The organism is Brevundimonas sp., assembly GCF_035935935.1.
Taxonomy (GTDB): Bacteria; Pseudomonadota; Alphaproteobacteria; order Caulobacterales; family Caulobacteraceae; genus Brevundimonas.
Genome location: NZ_DASYWO010000005.1, coordinates 143,070 through 161,807, shown reverse-complemented (window position 1 = coordinate 161,807; position 18,738 = coordinate 143,070). Strand labels below are relative to the sequence as shown.

General features: G+C 70.3%; 21 protein-coding genes. 13 read left to right on the top strand and 8 right to left on the bottom strand.

Going from position 1 to position 18,738, the window contains the following annotated elements:
* Positions 1-25: 25 nt before the first annotated feature.
* From fliI to VGR32_RS05555, 3 genes are read left to right on the top strand one after another with little or no spacing between them, the layout of a single operon-like run.
* Complete coding sequence (fliI, locus tag VGR32_RS05565; RefSeq protein ID WP_327448912.1) at positions 26-1,372, top strand: flagellar protein export ATPase FliI; 1,347 nt, start codon at positions 26-28, stop codon at positions 1,370-1,372.
* Between the two features lie 4 nt (positions 1,373-1,376).
* Positions 1,377-1,787 carry a flagellar export protein FliJ gene (locus tag VGR32_RS05560; protein ID WP_327448910.1) on the top strand — a complete coding sequence of 137 codons (411 nt, stop codon included), beginning with the start codon at positions 1,377-1,379 and terminating at the stop codon, positions 1,785-1,787.
* Positions 1,788-1,792: 5 nt separating this feature from the next.
* Entirely contained in the window at positions 1,793-2,839 is a 1,047-nt protein-coding gene (locus VGR32_RS05555) for an endo-1,4-beta-xylanase (protein ID WP_327448908.1), read from the top strand.
* Here VGR32_RS05555 and arr read toward each other — a convergent pair.
* Both arr and bglX read right to left on the bottom strand, forming a co-directional pair.
* Complete coding sequence (gene arr, locus VGR32_RS05550; protein ID WP_327448906.1) at positions 2,836-3,282, bottom strand: NAD(+)--rifampin ADP-ribosyltransferase; 447 nt, start codon at positions 3,280-3,282, stop codon at positions 2,836-2,838. The two genes, VGR32_RS05555 and arr, sit on opposite strands and share 4 nt — an antisense overlap.
* A gap of 104 nt (positions 3,283-3,386) precedes the next feature.
* Positions 3,387-5,639, bottom strand: coding sequence for a beta-glucosidase BglX (bglX, locus tag VGR32_RS05545; RefSeq protein WP_327448904.1), 2,253 nt, complete (start codon positions 5,637-5,639; stop codon positions 3,387-3,389).
* Between the two features lie 126 nt (positions 5,640-5,765).
* On the opposite strand from bglX, the gene VGR32_RS05540 reads away from it, so the two are divergent.
* Positions 5,766-6,674 carry an oxygenase MpaB family protein gene (locus VGR32_RS05540; protein ID WP_327448902.1) on the top strand — a complete coding sequence of 303 codons (909 nt, stop codon included), beginning with the start codon at positions 5,766-5,768 and terminating at the stop codon, positions 6,672-6,674.
* 150 nt (positions 6,675-6,824) lie between these two features.
* Here VGR32_RS05540 and ctrA read toward each other — a convergent pair whose 3' ends face one another.
* Entirely contained in the window at positions 6,825-7,526 is a 702-nt protein-coding gene (gene ctrA, locus VGR32_RS05535; protein ID WP_125256353.1) for a response regulator transcription factor CtrA, read from the bottom strand.
* Between the two features lie 266 nt (positions 7,527-7,792).
* Between ctrA and VGR32_RS05530 the strand changes: the two genes are divergently transcribed.
* Both VGR32_RS05530 and VGR32_RS05525 read left to right on the top strand, forming a co-directional pair.
* On the top strand, positions 7,793-8,146 hold the full coding sequence (locus VGR32_RS05530; RefSeq protein WP_327448898.1) for a chromosomal replication initiator DnaA: 354 nt from the start codon (positions 7,793-7,795) through the stop codon (positions 8,144-8,146).
* Positions 8,147-8,172: 26 nt separating this feature from the next.
* Positions 8,173-8,847 (top strand): DUF6456 domain-containing protein, encoded by a 675-nt coding sequence (locus VGR32_RS05525; RefSeq protein ID WP_327448896.1) that lies wholly within the window; start codon positions 8,173-8,175, stop codon positions 8,845-8,847.
* A gap of 1 nt (position 8,848) precedes the next feature.
* On the opposite strand, the gene VGR32_RS05520 is transcribed toward VGR32_RS05525, so the two are convergent.
* Entirely contained in the window at positions 8,849-9,274 is a 426-nt protein-coding gene (locus VGR32_RS05520) for a SufE family protein (protein WP_327448894.1), read from the bottom strand.
* A gap of 150 nt (positions 9,275-9,424) precedes the next feature.
* Here VGR32_RS05520 and VGR32_RS05515 point away from each other — a divergent pair, with 150 nt between their 5' ends.
* Entirely contained in the window at positions 9,425-11,113 is a 1,689-nt protein-coding gene (locus tag VGR32_RS05515; protein ID WP_327448892.1) for a HAMP domain-containing sensor histidine kinase, read from the top strand.
* Here the strand turns inward: VGR32_RS05515 and VGR32_RS05510 are convergent.
* Entirely contained in the window at positions 11,110-11,967 is an 858-nt protein-coding gene (locus VGR32_RS05510) for a hypothetical protein (protein ID WP_327448890.1), read from the bottom strand. The genes VGR32_RS05515 and VGR32_RS05510 overlap by 4 nt on opposite strands.
* A gap of 56 nt (positions 11,968-12,023) precedes the next feature.
* Here VGR32_RS05510 and VGR32_RS05505 point away from each other — a divergent pair, with 56 nt between their 5' ends.
* The 3 genes from VGR32_RS05505 to VGR32_RS05495 all read left to right on the top strand — a co-directional run bounded on the left by VGR32_RS05505 (position 12,024) and on the right by VGR32_RS05495 (position 14,440).
* Complete coding sequence (locus VGR32_RS05505; RefSeq protein WP_327448888.1) at positions 12,024-12,350, top strand: DUF1491 family protein; 327 nt, start codon at positions 12,024-12,026, stop codon at positions 12,348-12,350.
* Positions 12,351-12,465: 115 nt separating this feature from the next.
* Complete coding sequence (locus tag VGR32_RS05500) at positions 12,466-12,846, top strand: hypothetical protein (RefSeq protein WP_327448886.1); 381 nt, start codon at positions 12,466-12,468, stop codon at positions 12,844-12,846.
* Between the two features lie 67 nt (positions 12,847-12,913).
* On the top strand, positions 12,914-14,440 hold the full coding sequence (locus tag VGR32_RS05495; RefSeq protein WP_327448884.1) for a hypothetical protein: 1,527 nt from the start codon (positions 12,914-12,916) through the stop codon (positions 14,438-14,440).
* On the opposite strand, the gene VGR32_RS05490 is transcribed toward VGR32_RS05495, so the two are convergent.
* From VGR32_RS05490 to folE, 3 genes are read right to left on the bottom strand one after another with little or no spacing between them, the layout of a single operon-like run.
* On the bottom strand, positions 14,428-15,567 hold the full coding sequence (locus tag VGR32_RS05490; RefSeq protein ID WP_327448882.1) for an acyltransferase: 1,140 nt from the start codon (positions 15,565-15,567) through the stop codon (positions 14,428-14,430). The two genes, VGR32_RS05495 and VGR32_RS05490, sit on opposite strands and share 13 nt — an antisense overlap.
* A 45-nt stretch (positions 15,568-15,612) precedes the next feature.
* Complete coding sequence (locus VGR32_RS05485; RefSeq protein ID WP_327448880.1) at positions 15,613-15,885, bottom strand: hypothetical protein; 273 nt, start codon at positions 15,883-15,885, stop codon at positions 15,613-15,615.
* Positions 15,882-16,460, bottom strand: coding sequence for a GTP cyclohydrolase I FolE (gene folE / locus VGR32_RS05480; RefSeq protein WP_327448878.1), 579 nt, complete (start codon positions 16,458-16,460; stop codon positions 15,882-15,884). Before folE ends, VGR32_RS05485 begins: the two co-directional genes overlap by 4 nt.
* 105 nt (positions 16,461-16,565) lie before the next feature.
* On the opposite strand from folE, the gene fliQ reads away from it, so the two are divergent.
* From fliQ to flhB, 3 genes are read left to right on the top strand one after another with little or no spacing between them, the layout of a single operon-like run.
* Positions 16,566-16,829, top strand: coding sequence for a flagellar biosynthesis protein FliQ (fliQ, locus tag VGR32_RS05475; protein WP_327448876.1), 264 nt, complete (start codon positions 16,566-16,568; stop codon positions 16,827-16,829).
* 4 nt (positions 16,830-16,833) lie between these two features.
* Complete coding sequence (gene fliR, locus VGR32_RS05470; protein ID WP_327448874.1) at positions 16,834-17,607, top strand: flagellar biosynthetic protein FliR; 774 nt, start codon at positions 16,834-16,836, stop codon at positions 17,605-17,607.
* Positions 17,600-18,700 carry a flagellar biosynthesis protein FlhB gene (flhB, locus tag VGR32_RS05465; protein WP_327448872.1) on the top strand — a complete coding sequence of 367 codons (1,101 nt, stop codon included), beginning with the start codon at positions 17,600-17,602 and terminating at the stop codon, positions 18,698-18,700. Before fliR ends, flhB begins: the two co-directional genes overlap by 8 nt.
* Positions 18,701-18,738 lie beyond the last annotated feature (38 nt).

The following is an 18,738-nucleotide window of genomic DNA, read 5'->3' as shown; positions in this document are numbered from 1 at the left end:
CTGAAACCCTGTCCCGGGGTCCCGTTTGCGCAATCTGATCGCCGCCGTCGAAGCTGTGGATCCGCTGGTCGTGACGGGCAAGGTCGCGGGCGTGTCGGGCCTGCTGATCGAGAGCCGGGGCGGCCTGTCGCGTCTGGCCGTGGGGGCCCGCGCGGAGATCGGGCGGGGGCGCGGGCTCGACCCCCTGCCCGCCGAGGTCGTGGGCTTCCGCGACGCCAAGGCCCTGCTGATGCCGTTCGGCCCCGTCGAGGGCGTGGCGCCCGGGGCCGACATCCGGATCGTCGACGCCGCCGCCGCCGTGCGCCCGACCACCGCCTGGCTGGGTCGCATCGTCGATGCGTTCGGCCAGCCCATCGACGGCAAGGGCCCGCTGCCGAGCGGACCGGCCGCCTATCCCCTGCGCGCCGCCCCGCCGCCGGCCCATTCGCGCGGTCGGGTGGGCGAGCGGCTGGACCTGGGCGTTCGGGCCATGGACGTCTTCACCACCACCTGCCGTGGACAGCGTCTCGGCATCTTCGCCGGCTCGGGCGTCGGCAAATCCGTGCTCCTGTCCATGCTGGCCAAGGAAGCGAGCTGCGACGTCGTCGTCGTCGGCCTGATCGGCGAACGCGGGCGCGAGGTGCGCGAGTTCGTCGAGGAGACCTTGGGCGAAGAGGGGCTGCGCCGCGCGGTGGTCGTAGTCGCCACCTCGGACGAGCCGGCGCTGAAGCGACGTCAGTCGGCCTACATGACCCTGGCCCTGGCCGAGTATTTCCGCGACCAGGATCTGGAGGTCCTTTGCCTGATGGACTCGGTCACGCGCTTCGCCATGGCCCAGCGCGAGATCGGACTGGCGGCGGGCGAGCCGCCGACGACCAAGGGCTACACCCCCACGGTCTTCACCGAGCTGCCCAAGCTGCTGGAACGCGCGGGTCCCGGACCCCGGCGGCCGGACGGGACGGAGGCCGCCCCGATCACCGCCCTGTTCACCGTGCTGGTCGACGGCGGTGACCACGACGAGCCGATCGCCGACGCGGTGCGCGGCATCCTGGACGGCCACATCGTCATGGACCGCAAGATCGCCGAGCGGGGGCGCTTCCCGGCGATCGACGTGCTGAAGTCCGTCAGTCGGACCATGCCCGGCAACCAGACCGAACCGGAGCGCGAGCTGAACCGCCGCGCGCGCCAGTGCCTCAGCGCCTACTCCAACATGGAGGAGCTGATCCGCATCGGCGCCTATCGCGCCGGCGCCGACCCGATCGTCGACCGGGCCATCGCCCTGAATCCGGCGCTGGAAGCGTTCCTGAGTCAAAGACCGGACGAGGCCACGCCTCTTACCGAATCCTTTACCCGGCTCGAGGCCATACTGAATCAGGGCATGGTGAGGGAGTGACGACATGACGGCCTGGGCGCAGTCGCTGATCCGCATTTCCAACTACGAGGTCGAAACGCTGCAGAAGCGTCTGGCCGAGATCACCGCCCGCCGCGCCTCGGCCGAGATGCGCATCGCGGTGCTGGACGCCGAAGTCGAGCTGGAGCGTGAACGCGCCCGCTCCGACGCCGAGGCCCGCATGCTGCTTGACGCCTACGTCGCCGGCTGGAAGGCCCGCCGCGGCGTGGCCGAGGCCGACGTGACCCAGATCGACGCCGAAGAGGCGGGGGCCCGCGACGCCCTGACCGGCGCCTTCGAGGAACTGAAGAAGTTCGAACACGTCGCCGAGACGACCCGTCTCAACGCCCTCGTCGCCGCCGCACGGCGCGAGACGGCCCGTTTCGACGAGCTGGGGCTGAGGCGCCGCGCGGGCTGACGCCCATGGCCACGCGCCGCTCCGTTCTTTCCGGCTCTCTGGCCTTGGCGGCCTGCGCGGGCGCGCCCGCCGCGCCCGCCGCGGCACGGCCGTTGAAGGACATGCTGCCCTGCCCGGCCGGCGTGTGCGGAATGAGCGGCCAATTCGCCGAGGCGGGCTGGCGGGACCTGGTCGTTCGTGAGTTCAGCCAGTTCACGCCCGAGTGGGAAATGAAGATGGAGGCGATCCTGCGGCCCGACGGGTCGCTCGACTTCTCCCGCGCCGACGTCTGCGCCGACTTCGCCGCCCGACATGGCCTGCGCCTGCACGGTCACGCCCTGATCTGGTACTCACAGGGTGCCGATCAGTTCGCCGGCCTGGACAAGGCCGCGTTCGGAGAGGCCTACGATCGCTACGTGCTGGCCGTGACCTCGCGCTACAGGGGCAAGGTCGTCAGCTGGGACGTGGTCAACGAGGCCGTGGCGGAAGATGGCGACGGCCTGCGGTCGCATCACTGGTCGCAGGCGCTCGGCGAGATCGACCACATCCGTCGCGCCTTCGACGTGGCTCACACCGCCGACCCGCAGGCCGTGCTGTTCCTGAACGACTACAATCTGGAGAACCTGCCGCGAAAGGGCGCGACCTTCCTGCGTCTGGTCGAAACCCTGCTCAAGGCGGGCACGCCGGTCCATGGCATCGGCACGCAGAGCCATCTCGACGTCGAGATCGCCGAGGGCCAGATCGCCGGCTTCTTCCGCGAGGCGGCGGAATTCGGGCTGCAGATTCACGTGTCGGAGCTGGACGCGTCGCTGAAGTCGGACCGCCGCCTCGACCTGCGGCCCGACGGCCAGAGGCGGGCCCAGCAGGCGGCCCGGGTGACGGAGCTGACCGAGGCCTTCATGGCCCTGCCCGCCGCGCAGCGGTTCGCCTTCACCGTCTGGGGCGCGCGCGATCCGGACAGCTGGCTGAACCGCGACGCTCGCGCCGGGTCGGGCGACGAGCCTCTTCTGTTCGACGCGAGCGGCGCGCCCACGTCGATGCATGCGGCGGTGGTCGGAGCCCTGCCCGCCTAGTCGATGATCCTGGACGAACCGCCGTCCCACGCGGCATCGATCCGCGCCCGCGCCGCCTTGATCTCTTCCGGCGCATGTCCTTCCCAGTCCAGCACCTCGCCCACGATCCGCAGAGGTTCGCGAGATCGGTAGGAAAAGGTGATGTTGCCGGGGAACTTCTTGTTGGTCAGGTTGGGATCGTCCTCGATCGGGCCGGTCGGCAGAACCACGAAAACGCGCGGGCGACCCACCCCCTGAGCCAGCTCGGCGCCCCACACGGCCGGCTCCAGAAGACCGGACATATAGATCCAGGACAGAGGCCGGCGGTCTTCCCAGTTGGAGGCGAAGCCGGGTTGCAGCAGATCGCCCACCGTCAGGTCCGCGCGCGTCCCGTGGTAAAGAACCTCAGGCACGTGCCCAGCGGCGACCGTGCCCCAGGTCGGATCGGTGTTGTCCAGTTTCATCCTCGACCTCCGCGATGAGAGGTTCTGCAGTCTGCTCACGCTTCGAGCCGGCGCAATTCTTGATCTTGAAAATCGCGGACCCATCTCAGGCCCGGCGGGGAACCTCAGCGCACCAGTTCGAACTCGCCCTCGACGCCGGTCTCGGCGGAGGGCGCGATCCAGACGGTGAAGCGGCCGGGCTCGGCGATCCAGGTCAGGTTGGGCCCGACGAACGTCAGGTCCTCACGGGTCAGGGTGAAGGCCGCCCGCTCCGAAGCGCCCGGCGCGAGGGTCACGCGCTTGAACCCCTTCAGCTGGCGGATGGGCCGGGTCACCGAGGCGGCCCGGTCATGGACGTACAGCTGAACCAGTTCGTCGGCCGTACGCGCGCCGCGGTTCGTCACCGTCGCGGCGACCTCCAGCGACCCGTCCCAGGCCATCCGCCCTGTGCCCGCGTCGAAATCCGAGTAGACGATTTCGCCGTAGGTCAGCCCATGTCCGAACGGCCAGGCGGCGAGGTTCAGCTGCTCCCGATACCGCGCCTTGAACTCCTCGCCGTGCTGCAGGCTGAGCGGCGGGCGTCCGGTGGACCTGCGGTCATAGTGAAACGGCGACTGGCCGACGTGTCGCGGGAAGCTGACCGGCAGCCGGCCCGAGGGCGCGTGATCGCCGAACAGGACGTCAGCCAGCGCCGCCCCGGTTTCGACGCCCAGGAACCAGGCGACAAGCAGCGCCTCCGACGCTTCGGCGACGGGATCCACGGTCATGGCGCGCCCGCATTTCAGGATCAGCACGGTGGGCTTGCCGACGGCGCGCACCGCCTCGACCAGCGCGCGTTGCGGCTCGGGCAGGCCGATGTCGAGACGCGACTGCGCCTCTCCCGACATGCGCTCGCCCTCGCCGACGACCATGACGACGACGTCCGCCGCACGCGCCGCGGCCACGGCTTCCTCGACGCCGCCCGGGACCTCGGCTTCCGCCGCGCAGCCGGCGACGACGGTCAGGGCCTGCGGATCCGCCATGGCGGCGCGCAGCCCGTCCTCGACCGAAGTCGCCTGCTGCGGGTCGCCGAACAGGACCCAGGGTCCGTTCAGATGGTCGTGGCCCGTGGCGAACGGGCCGATCAGAGCGATCTTCACGTCCCGGGCCAGAGGCAGGACTCCGCCTTCGTTCTTCAGCAGCACCAGCGATTTCCGGGCCGCCTCGCGCGCCAGGTCGCGACGCGTCGGCGCGTGGCCCTTTTCAGCGCGGGCGGGATCGAGCCGATTGAAGGGGTCGGCGAACAGGCCCAGCGCCGCCTTCAGCCTCAGGACTCGCCTGACGGACTCGTCCACCGCCGCCTCGTCCACCTGACCCCCGCGCACGAGGTCGGGCAGGAAGCGGCCGTACAAGGCGCTGGACATGCTCATGTCGACGCCGCCGTTGAAGGCCAGTCGCGCCGCGTCGCGCTCGTCCTCGGCCAGCCCGTGGGCGATCAGTTCGAAGTCGCCCGTGTAGTCGGAAACCACGAAGCCGCCGAAGTTCCACTCGCCGCGCAGCACGTCCTTCATCAGCCAAGGATTGGCGTGACACGGCACGCCCGCGACGTCGTTGAACGCCGCCATCGTCGACAGCGCGCCCGCCCCGAAGGCTGCCTGGAAGGGCGGAAAGTAGACTTCGCGCAGGGTCCGCTCCGAGACGTCTGCGCCGGCATAGTCCAGACCGCCGGCCGCGGCGCCGTAGGCGGCGAGGTGCTTGGGCGTGGCCAGCATGGCCGCAGGATCGGCCAGGTCGGGGCCCTGAAATCCTTCCACCCGCGCCGCCGCCAGCAGGGAGCCGAGCAGCACGTCCTCGCCGGCGCCCTCCACGCCCCGGCCCCAGCGCGCGTCGCGCGACACGTCGACCATGGGGGCGAAGTTCCATGACAGGCCGACGGCGGTCGCCTCTTCGGCCGCCGCGCGCGCCGTTCGCCGGGCCAGGTCGGGATCGAAGGCGGCGGCCTCGGCCAGCGGCACGGGAAAGATCGTGCGGAAGCCGTGGATCACGTCGGCGGCGAACAGCAGGGGAATGCCCAGCCGGCTTTCGTGGACGGCGACGTGCTGCATGCGGCGGTGCCAGTCGGCGGAATCGCCGTTGAACACGCCGCCCAGCCGGCCTTCCCGAACGGCCTGCTCCTGCTGCGAGGGCGTGCCGGAGATCGCTTCCGGATTGGCCGCGTTGGCGAGGGAGGGGGCCAGCGCCGCCGGCATGATGGTCAGTTGCCCCGCCTTCTCCTCCAGCGTCATCGCCGCGATCAGCGCTTCGATGCCTTCGGGCGTGCCCGCCTGGGCCCCGCGGCCAAGGTCCGAAGCCGCGGAAGAATGCGACGCTTCGGATCGGTTCGGCGCGGCGTCGGGCATGGAAGTGGGGAATCTCTTGTAAGCGGTTACAGGCCGCTTGATAGCCGATGGTGATCGCGTGGCACAAACCCTTACGACGCCGCGACGGCGAGCGGAACCTCAATGGCCGGCGGGATTTTCGGGGCCATGAGCGCGATCGTCCTGCCCGGGCCGCTGCAACGCCGCGTCGAGTCGGCGGCCGCCGCCTTCCTCGCCGCGCCCGGACTGCCGCACGTCGACTTCAGCCGGCCTGCCGGAGAACCGGCGCTGGTCCCGGCCGACTCCCTCTCGTGGCGCATCTTCAGGAACCCGGTCGCCCTGTTCATCGGCGGCGTGGCGGCCGTCATTCTGGAGCTGGCCGAGCCGCGCGTGCGGTCGGGCGTGTGGGATCACACCAGCTTCCGCTCCGATCCCGTCGGTCGCCTGCGCCGCACGGGCCTGGCGGCAATGGTCACGGTCTACGGGGCGCGATCGACGGCCGAGGCGATGATCGCGGGCGTCGGCCGGCGGCACGCGGCGGTGACGGGCACGGCGGACGACGGCCGCACCTACGCGGCCGACGACGTGGAACTGCTGGACTGGGTGCACGCCACCGCCGGCTACGGCTTCGGCGAGGCCTTTCACCGCTTCGTCCGGCCCCTGTCGGAGGCCGAGCGCGACCGGGCCTGGGCCGAGGGCGCGGAGGCGGCGCGTCTGTACGGCGCCTTGGGCGCGCCCACGTCGCAGGCGCAGTGGGCGGCGCAGCTGGCGGCCATGACTTCGAAGCTCACGCGCTCGCCCGTGGTGTTCGAGTTTCTGCAGATCATGCGGGAGGCGCCCGCCCTGCCCGCCGCGGCCCGACCACTTCAACGGATGCTCGTCCGGGCGGCGGTCGACCTGACGCCGCCCGCGGTCGCGGATGTGTTGGATCTGGACCGGCGGCACGGTTTGCGGCCCGGGGAAGCCGCCATCGTCGGGGCGCTCGCGCGGGCGGCCGACAGGCTGATGCTGCGCTCCAGTCCGGCAGCCCAGGCCAGCGTCAGGCTGGGCCTGCCCGCCGACCACCTCTGGCGCTGACCGGTCAGATCGGCCAACTGATGGGCATCCCGGCGTTCAGCCGGTCACGCGTTCGCCGCTCCGGCCAACGGTGCCCTGATACCTGCCTGACCGCGAAACGCCCGCCGGTTTCCCGGCGGGCGTCTCAGGGTCAGTTGCGGCTGAAGGGGATCAGGCCGCGGCGCTGACGGAGCCTTCCGCCGGGTCACGCAGGACGTAGCCACGGCCCCAGACGGTCTCAATGTAGTGCTTGCCGCCCGCGGCCGTCGCGAGCTTCTTGCGCAGCTTGCAGATGAACACGTCGATGATCTTCAGCTCGGGCTCGTCCATGCCGCCGTAGAGGTGGTTCAGGAACATCTCCTTGGTCAGGGTCGTGCCCTTCCGCAGGGAGAGGAGCTCCAGCATCTGGTACTCCTTGCCGGTCAGATGAACGCGATGGCCGTTCACCTCGACGGTCTTGGCGTCCAGGTTCACCGCGATCTCGCCGGTGGTGATGATGGCCTGGGCGTGGCCCTTGGAGCGACGGACCACCGCATGGGTGCGGGCGATCAGCTCGTCCTTGTGGAAGGGCTTGGTCAGATAGTCGTCGGCGCCGCCGCCGAAGGTCTTCACCTTGGTCTCGATCTCGGTCGAGCCCGACAGGATCATCACCGGCGTGTTGACCTTGCCGACCCGCAGCTGACGCAGCACCTCGATGCCGTTCATGTCCGGCAGGTTCAGGTCCAGCAGGATCAGATCGTAGTCATAGATCTTGCCCAGATCGATGCCTTCTTCGCCGAGGTCGGTCGTGTAGACGTTGAAGCCTTCCGACTTCAGCATCAGCTCGATGCTCTGCGCGGTCGCGTGATCGTCTTCGATAAGCAGGACGCGCATTCATGCCCCTCCAGGCAAAGCTTGGCCGTGTTCGTGCGGACGCGGGGTCCGGGTAACCTTGTTCGGACGTTAACCGCCCAAATCCTTAAGAACCCTTAACGGCCCGATCACGACGAATCGTAGGCTGATTTGCGAATCGACGTCGAGAGTCCTCCGTCAAGCGGCCGCGTCTTCGGACGCCTGCGACCGATTTCGACGCATGTCAGGACTATTTTCCTATTTCTTGGACGACGCAGAACGCGTTCCGGGGAGTTGGAGAGAGTGAGATGAACAAGGAAATCTATCGCGTGCCGATCACGGGGGCGGATCGCGCGCGCGCGGCGCTGGCGCTGCACATGGCGGCGGCCCTGACGGACCTCGCGCCCGAGGCCGTGGCGCAGGGAGGCCGCGGCCAGACCGCCTGCCGGGCCCGCTGGCTGGCGCTCTACCTGACGCACGTCGTGCACGGCTGGACGCTGGATCGGGTCGGCCATGCCTTCGGCGTGACGCGCAGCACCGCCGCCATCGCCTGTCGATGGGCGGAGGACGCACGCGACGCCACCGGGTTCGATCAGGCGCTGGACCGCGTCGAGGCGCTGATGCGCGCCGTGTTCGACGGCCCGGCTCTGGAGGTGGCGTGAAGGGCGTTGCGCGGGCCCGAGGATTGTTGGCGCGGGCGGCCGGCTGGCTGGACGAGGTACCGGGCGGATACGCCCTGCGGACCGGACCGGATCGGCGGGCGCGCGTGATCCTGACCCTGGACGAGGCGGCGTTTCTCGCACTGGCGCGCGACCCCGGCCTGAAGGCCCGTCGCGGCGGCGGCTGGGTGGCGCGCGGGGGAGAGGTGGCCGCGCCTGACCGGGCCGGTCGCCCCGGGGCCGTCGAGGGCGAACGTGACGTCATGCAGGCCGACGGCGTCAGGTCGCGCCGCCGCGCCAATCTGACCCCGACCGCGCTGCAATGGCTGGCCGCGCGCCGCGACGCCCGCGGCCGGCCATGGCTGACGCCGGCCCAGCACGCGGCGGGCGAACGGCTGACGAAAGACGCCGAGGACGCCCTGCGCGGACCGTCGCTGACCCTGCGTTGGGACGCGCTCCCGATTTCGGGCTCGGGCACCTCGGCCCGGACGGAGCCGGACGACCGCGCCCATCGCGCCGGCGCGCGGGTCGAGGCTGCCCTGCGCGCCGCGGGACCCCGGCTTCGCCCCATCCTCGAGGCGGTCTGCGTGCGAGGGTCGGCGCTGCAGGCGGCGGAGGATCAGCTGGGTCTTCGCCGCCGCGCCGCGCGCGACCAGTTGCGGGCCGGCCTGCAGGCGCTCGCCCGCCACTACGGCATCGGCTGAGTCACCCGGCGGCCAGCGCCGCCTCGCGAATGCGTCCCACCATGCTGTTCAGCCCGTTCGCGCGCTGTCGCGTCAGGGCCTGCGGCAGCCCCAGACGGTCCAGAGCGGCGCGGGCGTCGAAGGCCAGGATCTCGTCCGGCGCGCGGCCGGAATAGAGGCGCAGCAGCAGCGCCACGTTGCCTTTCGACAGGGCGCTGTCGCTGTCGGCCCTGAACGACAGCCGGTCGCCGTCGCGGGCGGACGTCAGCCAGACCTGGGCGGCGCAGCCCGGCACCCTGTTGGCCTCCGTGCGGTCCGCGTCCGGCAGGGGCGCCAGCTCACGACCCAGGTCGATGACGTACTGGATGCGGCTTTCCCAGTCGCCCAGGAGATCGAACTCCTCGACCAGTTCGGCCAGCGCGTCGTCGATGGAGGGGCGGTCGGTCATGGGCGGCAGATAGGCCGGAGGGCCGTGCGCCACAATCTCGCGCGCGCCCGATCTCGTTCCCCCGCCACGGGAGCGTGGTCGCGGCGACTCGCGCGGGTCGCTAGTCTGCGGCCCGTGCGCCCCGTCCGGGCGCGGATCGAGTCCTGCCGCTTGCCCGCCGACGCCGACAGTCACATCACCGATGCCGACCCCGCCCTGCCCGGCCTCGCCGCATGGCATGCGGGATGGGCCGTGGCCGTGGCCGTGATCGCCTTGGGCCTCCGTTGGCTGGGCGGCGAAAGCGGTCCGGCCTTCTGGGGCTTTCTGGCCGCCGCGGTGCCCGGCCTGACGGGACTGTCGCTGCTGTGGCGCGACGGTCGGGCATACCGCATCCTGATCCTCGGCGTCTGGACGGCCGCGGCCTGCGTCGCGGCGCTTCTGGGCGGAGGCGTCGGAGGAGATCTGGCGGGCCTGATGGTCATGCCGGTGGCGGCGGGCCTGTCGCTCGGCGGCGGGCGGCCCTTCGCGCTGCGGCTGACCGCGCTGGGCGCGGGCGGCGCGGCGCTGGCCGTGCTCGTGGGATTGGCGTCGGCGCTGTACGGAGTCGCGCCGCCGGCGTCGCCCGAGATCGCGGCCACTGCGGGACTGCTGGCGTTGGCTGCCTTTCTGCTGTCCCTGCGGCTGGGCTGGCGAGCGACGGAGCGCGGTCTGGATGTCGCGCGCGGCGGCGTCCGGCGCGTGGAGTCGGTTCTGGCCGGACAGCCGGGCCTGACGCTGATCATGGATCCGTCCGGCCGCGCCCTCGCGGCCTACGGCGCCGCGCCCGCGGCCCTGCCGATCGAGCCGCTGTTCGAGACCGGACTGTTCGCCGCGGTCCATGCGCCGGACCGCACGTCGGTCATGGCCGCCATCGACCGCGCCCTGTCCGGCCCGACGGCGACGGTACGCTTCGCGCCCCGGACGGCGCTGGACCGGCGCGTCACCCTGCTGCTGCGCCGCTTCGAGGATCCGGCCGCGCCCGGTGCGCGCCTGATCGTGCAGGTCTTCGAGACCACGGCGGATCACGCGCGAGAGGTGTCGCTGGACGCCGCGCGGGCCGAGGCCGAGGCCCAGAACGGCGCCAAGAGCCGCTTCCTGGCCAACATGTCCCACGAGCTGCGCACGCCGTTGAATGCGGTTTTGGGGTTCGCCGACATCATGCGCCAGCGCCTGTTCGGCCCCCTGCCCGACCGTTACGCCGACTATGCCGCCTCGATCCACGAGGCCGGCGCCCACCTGCTGGACCTGATCAACGACGTGCTGGACGTGTCGAAGATCGAGGCGCAGCGCTATTCGCTGACGCTGGAGGGGCTCGACGCGCGCGAGCCGGTGGCCGCGGCGATGGCGCTGGTCCGCCCGCTGGCCGACGACCGCGGCGTGCACCTCACCGGCGTCCTGCCGACGGAAGCCGTGCCGGTCACCGCCGACCGCCGAGCGTTGAAGCAGATGGCTCTGAACCTCTTGTCCAATGCGGTGAAGTTCACGCCGCCGGAGGGGTCGGTCACGGTCACCCTCGGCGTCATCGGCCCCTATCTGGAATTGGTCGTCGCCGACACGGGGGCCGGCATCGCGCCCGAGGATCTGAAGCGTCTTGGACGCCCCTTCGAACAGGCGGGCGGCGCCGATCAGAAGGCGCAGGGGACCGGTCTGGGCCTGGCGCTGGTGCGGTCGCTGGCGGAGCTGCACGGCGGGCGGCTGACGTTGGACTCCACGCTGGGTGAAGGCACGGCGGCCACGGTGCGCCTGCCGGTCGCGGCGGCGCCGGCGGCCAACGCGCCGACCGAAGGGGCGGAGATCATTCCCCTGCCGCAGCGGGGTTAGACGGCGCCCAGCGTGAGGAAGGCCTCGGCGGCGGCCAGGTCGCCCACCTCGAACGCGGCGCGGGCCACGCTGCCGTCGCGAAAGACGAACTCCACGGCAAAGGCTTCGCGCGGGTCCAGCGCGGCCAGTTCGGCCACCGCGCGCTCGGAGAACGCCCAGATCTCGCCCCCGCGCCGGCCACCGGCGAACAGGGCCTTGTCGGCCGGCGCTGTGGCCCCTGCCCAGACCGCGCGGCGCTGCGCCTCGGGCGCGAGGGTCGGGCGCGAGCCGATCCACGGATTGGGGAAACGGCCAGGGTCGCGCATCACGATGCGGGCCGAGGTCGGGCGCGGCTTGCCGACAAAGGAAACCGCGACCGTCAGCCCGGTCTGCCCCCACACGCGGCCGACGACCACGGACGAGGCGCCGGTCACGCCGGTCTGGGACAGGCGCCAGCGGGGCGCCTCGAAGCGGGCGCGATCGACGGACCACGCCGCCGACAGACCCGGAAACTCCATGCGACGCAGGCCCAGCCAGCCGGCGAAAGCCTGATCGACGCGACCCGCGACCATGCGCAGTTCGGGATGATCGCAGGGCGTGGACGCGGCCCGGGCGCGGGCGCGTCGGGCAGTCTCGGCCGCCTGGACCGCCGTGGCGCCGCCCCGCAGCTGGGCCCCGCGCGCCTGCAGCGTCGCCGACGTCAGGGCGGCGCGGACCGGCGGCGCGAACAGGCCGCAGCGGGCGTCGGCGGCCAGCATGAAGGCGCGGTCATAGTGGGCGTCGGCCGCCGCGGCGGGCGCGGCCGACAGCGCGGTCACGGCCGCGACGACGGCGGCGGCCGGCAGGCGCGATCGGGGTTGGCGGGACGTCCTCATGCCGCCATACCAGCACGACGACCCTTCCCGTCCGGTTCCCGAGCAAGGTTGACGAATTGCTGATCGCCTCGCACGTCTGGGTCGCCGCCCTGATCCGGAGGGCGGAGCTGGAGGGCGCGTCGGCCACCGTCGCGCGCCGCGGCGACGACCGCGCCGGCGCGGTGCTGGTGAAGGTCTGGAACTCTTCAGAACGTCGCGCGCGCGTATGGAGCGAGGCGTTCGGGCCAGACGGCGACCGCCTGTGGGTTCAGCCCATGGAGAGCGAACTGGAGGGCGAGGTCGACGACTGGATCCGTCGGCAGATCGGCTATGACCCCGACCTTTGGGTGGTGGAAGTCGAGGACCGGCAGGGCCGCCACTTCCTCACCGAAAAGGTCGGTTAAGGGCCCGGAAACCATCACACTTTCTTAGCCGCGTTCGTGAACCGGACCGCAAGCGGCGGCGCCTATCTTCACGACAACGGGCCGTCTGAGCCCGACGCGATGGTGGTGGGTTCGCATGCTCTTTCTTCTCAACGACGTCGTGTTCGATCTGGACGAGACCTGCCCGGTCACGCCCGGCGACGCGCGCCGGTTCGAGAAGCTGGGCTTCGACTATGTGATGGAGCTGGGCTGCGAGCTGTTCGCCGAGGATCCGGAGCTGCACCGTAACGATCCGGCGCGGGCGCGGCGCCTCGCCTGGCTGCTGCACGATCGCGAGCCCGGGCTGAACGCCGCCATGTTCGCCGCTCCCGCCCGCGACTGCCTGCCCGAACTCGTCGAGCCGCGCTTCTGCGCCCTGCCGGAAGCGGTTCTGGCCGACCTTGGCGGCAAGGCCCGTCGCGGTCGCCTGACGCCGGTCGCCGCCGATCGCGCGGTGTGGAACCGGCTGGCCGCCTGACGCAAAGCGAGCTTGGCGTGAGCCGGCGCCGCGGCTAGCCTCGGCCGCGGGCAGTTGGGGTGACCTCATGACCAGGCTTTTCGGGGCTTTGATCGGCGCCGTGGCGATCGCGATGTGCGCAGGGCAGGCGTCGGCGCAAACATGGCTGAGAGCCGAAAGCGAGCACTTCATCATCTATTCCGATGGGGGCGAACGGACCCTGCGGGATTACGCGGTGAAGCTGGAGCGGTTCGACCAGATCCTGCGACTCCGCTTCGGAGTGGCGCCGGACAAGCCCACCCTGCGCAAGCTTCCGATCTATCTCGTCGCCCGTCAGGCCGGATTGGAGGAGGTCTGGCCCGGCGTCGGTTCCGGGGTCGCCGGCTTCTACACCGCCAATGAGGAGGACGTGTTCGCGATCGCCGTGCGCAACGACGGCGACGAGACGGTGCTGCATGAATATGCACACCACTTCTTCTACCAGCATCTCAACGCTCCCTATCCGGGCTGGCTGAGCGAAGGATTGGCGGAATACGTCATGACCGCCCGGGTCCGTGAGGACGAGTTCACCCTGGGCGAACCGAACGAGGCACGGGTCAGCTGGTTGAACTACGGCGCGTGGATCCCGCTGAACACGCTGCTGAGCCAACGTTTTGGCCAGGTGGAGAACGGCGAATACCGGGCCACCTATTATCCCGTGGCCTGGCTGCTGACCCACTGGTTCTTCTCCACCCCCGAGCGGTCGCAGCAGCTGGATCGCTATCTGCGGCTGGTGGCGTCCGGCATGGGTTCGTCGGAGGCCATGACGCAAGCGACGGGCCTGAGCATGGCCCAGCTCGATCAAACCCTGACGGGCTATGGCCGCGGCAACGTCTACGCCTCCACCTATCCGATCGCGTATCGACCGATAGAGGTGGAGATCACCCGCATGCCGGCGTCGGCCCGAGACCTGATCCTGCTGGGGCAGAGGATCAAGCTGACGCAGACGGAAGAGCTACGACAGGAGGCTCTGGCCGAAATTCGCAGGCGCGCCGCCAGATGGCCGGACGATGCCTTCGCCCAACTGATCCTCGGCCACGCTGAACTGCACATCGGCGACGCCGCCGTGGGCGAAACGACGCTCATGCGGGTGCTCGAGCTGGATCCCGACAACGACGAGGCGCTGCAGTTTCTCGCCACGAGCCGGATCCGCAAGGCCGGAGAGGTGGAAGACTTAGAAGAGCGTCGCAGTCTGATGGCGCAGGCCCGCGGGTTTCTGGCTCGTGCTTACAGGATCGATCCCGATGACTATTTCACTCTGCTCCTGATCGCCCGCAGTCGACAGGGCCAGCCCGGCTATCCGAATGAAAACGACATGTTGACGTGGGAAGCCGCATTCGACGGCGCGCCTCAGCTGGCGGAGATCCGTCTGGGCTACGGCGGCGCCCTCATGTCCGTGGGGCGAGTGGGGGAAGCGCTGGGCGTTCTCACTCCGCTCGCCAACTCCCCGCACGGGGGAACCGCAGCGGATGCGGCGCGGGCCATTATCGCGCAAGCCTTGGGCGGGGCGCCGGCGGCGGACGCGGCTGCACCTGAAGGCGAAGCGGCGCCGGTCGCGGCTGATCAGGCCGGCTGAGCCGCCGTCGGGGTCGTCGGGCGTCGCCGCCGCGACTTCAGTCCCCGCTTGATCCGATCCTGCAGCGGCCCGTCGATCAGGTGGTGGAACGCAAAGGCGAAGCCGACGGCGGCCAGGACGCCTGCGGCCCAGAGACCCCATTGAACCGGCTCAGACAGGCCGAAGCGGGCAATGGCGACGTTGGCCGCGCCGAACCACGCGATGCGCACGACCTCGTTGGAGATGAACATCGAGAAGCTGACCAGCGCCGCCTTCTCGATCAGCCGCGAGGGACGTGTGACCGGGATCGCGCCCGCCGCCAGAATGATCAGACCGATGCAGGCGATCGAGGCCAGGGCGTTCTTGTCGAACCACTGGAGGCTCGCGAAGGCGGCCGTCGCGGCCAGCATCGTCCAGCCCGCGAGGCGCGGATGGATCCAGACCCGCGACGCGAACTGCGCCAGACACATGCCGAGGAAGAACAGCGGCAGGGCGCGGATGAATCCGTACTTCATCGGCATCTGCCAGACGGGGTGGCCCAGCACGGCCCAGGTCGCTTCGTTGGCCAGCAGGTAGAGCACGGCGCCCAGTCCCAGCGCCGTCCACGGCCCGACGCGGGAAAGCCCCTTCAGGATCCAGGGGAAGGCGAGGTAGCAGCCCAGCAGCGCGGAGACCGACCAGGTCGGCGCGTTCCAGCCCAGCCCGCCGGGTATGCCGAAGCTCTGGACGAGCAACAGCTGGGCCGGGAACTGATTCCAGTCGAACCATTCCGGATTGCGCGGCGCCACGCCCGCGGCGGAACTGAGGATCACCAGTCCGGCCAGCGACAGCAGCATCATCAGGTGCGCCGGCACGACCCGCAGAACGCGCTTCAGCACGAAGTCGCCGGGGCTCATCCGGCCCCGTCCCATCGCCTCCTGATAGACCCGCATCAGCACGTAGCCGCTGTCGATCAGAAAGAAGTTCGTCAGCAGGAAGCCGCCCCGTTCGAACACCGGATGCAGCGCTTCGGCTAGCGGCGCGGGACCGGCGGCCTGGAAGTGGTGCAGGATGATCAGGAAGGCCACGATGAAACGCAGCGCGTCCAGCCAGCCGCCGCGCGCGATCTTCACCGTCTCATTTCGGGTCGAAATCAGGGCCTGAACCATGCCGAAGGGTCCTTTCGGAGCCTTCGTGGCAAGGAGCGGGCCGCGTCAGGGCCGTGGGAACAGCGTCCGGTCGCCGATGTGCAGTTCGGTGACGCGATCCTCCACCAGCGTGCATTCCGCAGGCGGCGGTCCTCCGACCACAGGCGGCCCCCAGCTCACGATCGCCGCCGAGGTGTGGGGGATGCGGTAGACGTCAGCCCGCCCCGACAGGTCATGGCCGGCTTCGGCGGCCAGTCGGCGACATCCCTCGATCCCGCGCGGCGCCGTGGCGCAACCCGTCAGCGCGAACGCGGCGAGAAGGATCGGAAGCGACCTCATCCGCGGCGCGTCAGGCGCAGGAACTCTTCGCGCGTGCGTGGATCGTCGCGGATGACGCCGCTGAGATGGCTGGTGGTCAGGGTCGCGCCCGGCGCGTTCACCCCACGCAAGGTCATGCAGCTGTGTTCGGCTTCGATGACCACGCCCACGCCCTGCGGCCGCAGCACCTCCTCGATCGCCAGGGCGATCTCGGACGTCATCTTCTCCTGGATCTGGAGGCGCCGGGCGAAGCCGCGCACGACGCGGGCCAGCTTCGAGATGCCGACCACACGATCGGTCGGCAGATAGCCCACGTGCGCCACGCCGACGACCGGCAGCATGTGGTGCTCGCAGGCGCTGACGAAGCGGATGTCCTTCAGCACGACCATCTGGTTGTAGCCGCCGACTTCCTCGAACGTCCGTTCCAGATATTTGCGGGGATCGACCTCATAGCCCTCATACAGTTCGCGATAGCTGCGGGCGACGCGCGCGGGGGTGTCCAGCAGACCCTCGCGGTCGGGATCGTCGCCCGCCCACTCGATCAGGGTGCGCACGGCGGCTTCGGCGTCGGCCTGGGTCACGGGGGGGCGGGTCATGCTTCCATCTACGGCAAGCGCGGCCGTTCGTTCCAGCCCTCATGCCTAACCCGCCGTTAACCATGGAGGCGGCAGTTTCTGCCCGGTTCGAGTTGGAGTGAGGCCATGACCGGAGCGGAAGTGCTGGACGTGGGGCGCGACGCCCTGTGGCTGACCATCCAGCTGTGCGCCCCCGCCCTGATCGTCGCCCTGGTCGTCGGCGTCGGCATCGGCCTGTTCCAGGCCCTGACCCAGATTCAGGAACAGACGCTGGTCTATGCACCCAAGATCCTGGCCATCTTCGTGTCGCTGCTGCTGTTCCTGCCGCTGATGGGCGCCCTGCTGGGCGGCTTCATGCGCACGATCGCCGAACGCATCTCGGGCATGTAGGCGCGTGAACGCCTTCGCCGCCGCGGACGAGGTCTGGGCCGCGGCCCTGATCTTCGCGCGTCTGGGCGCCGTCATGCTGATGCTGCCCGGCATCGGCGAAAGCTACGTGCCGCCGCGCATCCGCCTGTCGCTGGCCTTCGTCATCACCCTGGCGCTGTGGCCGGTGCTGACGGCGTATCTGCCGCCCCTGCCCGAGAGCGTCGGCGCCACCGTGGGCTGGATCATCCGCGAGGTGCTGGTCGGCCTGGCCATGGGCGCGGTGCTGCGCGCCTTCATGACGGCGCTGGCCACGGCGGGTGAGGTGGTGTCGTTGCAGACCACGCTCAGCTTCGCCCAGACCGCCAATCCGCTTCAGGCCCAGCCGGGCACGACGATCGCCGCCTTCCTGACCGTGCTGGGCGTCACGCTGGTGTTCGCCACCGACACCCATCACCTGTTCTTCGCCGGGCTGGTGGGCAGCTACCGCGTCATCGCCCCGGTGCAGCCGCTGATCGCCGAGGACTTCACCATGCTGGCGATCCGGACGCTGGGCGACAGCTTCATGCTGGGCGTCCAGCTGGCCGGGCCGATCCTGGTGTTCGCCTTGGTGCTGAACATCGGCTCGGGCCTGATCGCGCGCGTCATGCCGCAATTCCAGGTCTTCTTCGCCACCGCGCCGCTGAGCATCCTTGGCGGCCTGGCCATCTTCGCCCTGTCGCTGGGCACGCTGGGCACGGTCTTCATCGACCGGTACCGCGCGCTTGCGCAGATCTTCGTCACGGGAGGCGCCGGTGGCTGAGGGCGCCGATCCCGAGTCGAAGACAGAAGACGCCACCCCACGAAAACTTGCGGAAGCCCGCAAGAAGGGGGACGTCGCCCGAAGTCCCGACGTCAATTCCACCCTGTCTCTGGGCGGGGCGGCGGCAGTGATCCTGACGCTGGGCGGTGGCTTCGCCACGCAGATGGCGGGCGAACTGCTGCCCTTCATCGCCTCGCCGCACCGCATGACCGGCGCGCTGGACGCCGGCGCAGGGGTGGAGATCGGCGCGCGCGCCCTCTGGGCCGCAGCCCCTTTCCTGGGCGCCCTGACGCTGGCGGTGCTGATCGGCGGCGTCGGCGGCAATGTGGCCCAGTCGGGCGGCATCGTCTTCTCGGGGGAGAAGCTGAAGCCCGACTTCAAGAAGCTGAGCCCCATCGAGGGCTTCAAGCGCATCTTTGGCCCCGACGGACTGGTCCAGTTCCTGAAGACCTTCATCAAGCTGGTCGTGCTGGGCTTCATCTGCTGGCTGACGATCAAACCGCACATCGCAGGACTTGAGACGCTGGCCGCCCTGCCTCCCGCCGCCATGCTGCCGCTGGTCCGCGACCTGTGCCTGACGCTGACGGTGTCGGCGATCGCCTTCATGGCGGTGACCGCGGGCGCCGATTACCTGTGGCAGCGCCTGCGCTTCGCCAAGCGGATGCGGATGACGAAGGAAGAGGTGAAGGAGGACTTCAAGCAGTCCGAAGGCGACCCGCACGTCAAGGCGCGCCAGAAGCAGATCCGCATCCAGCGCAGCCGTCGCCGCATGATCCAGAACGTGCCCAAGGCGACGGTGATCGTGACCAACCCGACCCACTATTCCGTGGCCCTGCGCTACGAGCCGGACCAAGGCGACGCCGCGCCCGTGTGCGTGGCCAAGGGCGTGGACGCGCTGGCCCTGCGCATCCGGCAGGTGGCCGCGGAGCACGGCGTGCCGACGGTGGAGAACGTGCCCCTGGCCCGCGCCCTCTACGCCGCGGTCGACGTCGACGAGACCATCCCGCGCGAGCACTTCGAGGCGGCGGCGAAGATCATCGGCTTCGTCATGCAGAAGCGGAAGAAGGCGGCGCCGCGGCCGCGCGCGGCGTGATGACGGAAACGTCGTATGCTTCCCCCTCCGAATCGGGC

Bases quoted from the DNA above. Each gene is read 5' to 3' on its own strand.
- VGR32_RS05560 (WP_327448910.1), top strand. From the start codon at position 1,377: ATGACGGCCTGGGCGCAGTCGCTGATCCGCATTTCCAACTACGAGGTC.
- VGR32_RS05555 (WP_327448908.1), top strand. From the start codon at position 1,793: ATGGCCACGCGCCGCTCCGTTCTTTCCGGCTCTCTGGCCTTGGCGGCC.
- arr (WP_327448906.1), bottom strand. From the start codon at position 3,282: ATGAAACTGGACAACACCGATCCGACCTGGGGCACGGTCGCCGCTGGG.
- bglX (WP_327448904.1), bottom strand. From the start codon at position 5,639: ATGCCCGACGCCGCGCCGAACCGATCCGAAGCGTCGCATTCTTCCGCG.
- VGR32_RS05540 (WP_327448902.1), top strand. From the start codon at position 5,766: ATGAGCGCGATCGTCCTGCCCGGGCCGCTGCAACGCCGCGTCGAGTCG.
- ctrA (WP_125256353.1), bottom strand. From the start codon at position 7,526: ATGCGCGTCCTGCTTATCGAAGACGATCACGCGACCGCGCAGAGCATC.
- VGR32_RS05530 (WP_327448898.1), top strand. From the start codon at position 7,793: ATGAACAAGGAAATCTATCGCGTGCCGATCACGGGGGCGGATCGCGCG.
- VGR32_RS05520 (WP_327448894.1), bottom strand. From the start codon at position 9,274: ATGACCGACCGCCCCTCCATCGACGACGCGCTGGCCGAACTGGTCGAG.
- VGR32_RS05510 (WP_327448890.1), bottom strand. From the start codon at position 11,967: ATGAGGACGTCCCGCCAACCCCGATCGCGCCTGCCGGCCGCCGCCGTC.
- VGR32_RS05500 (WP_327448886.1), top strand. From the start codon at position 12,466: ATGCTCTTTCTTCTCAACGACGTCGTGTTCGATCTGGACGAGACCTGC.
- VGR32_RS05495 (WP_327448884.1), top strand. From the start codon at position 12,914: ATGACCAGGCTTTTCGGGGCTTTGATCGGCGCCGTGGCGATCGCGATG.
- VGR32_RS05490 (WP_327448882.1), bottom strand. From the start codon at position 15,567: ATGGTTCAGGCCCTGATTTCGACCCGAAATGAGACGGTGAAGATCGCG.
- VGR32_RS05485 (WP_327448880.1), bottom strand. From the start codon at position 15,885: ATGAGGTCGCTTCCGATCCTTCTCGCCGCGTTCGCGCTGACGGGTTGC.
- folE (WP_327448878.1), bottom strand. From the start codon at position 16,460: ATGACCCGCCCCCCCGTGACCCAGGCCGACGCCGAAGCCGCCGTGCGC.
- fliQ (WP_327448876.1), top strand. From the start codon at position 16,566: ATGACCGGAGCGGAAGTGCTGGACGTGGGGCGCGACGCCCTGTGGCTG.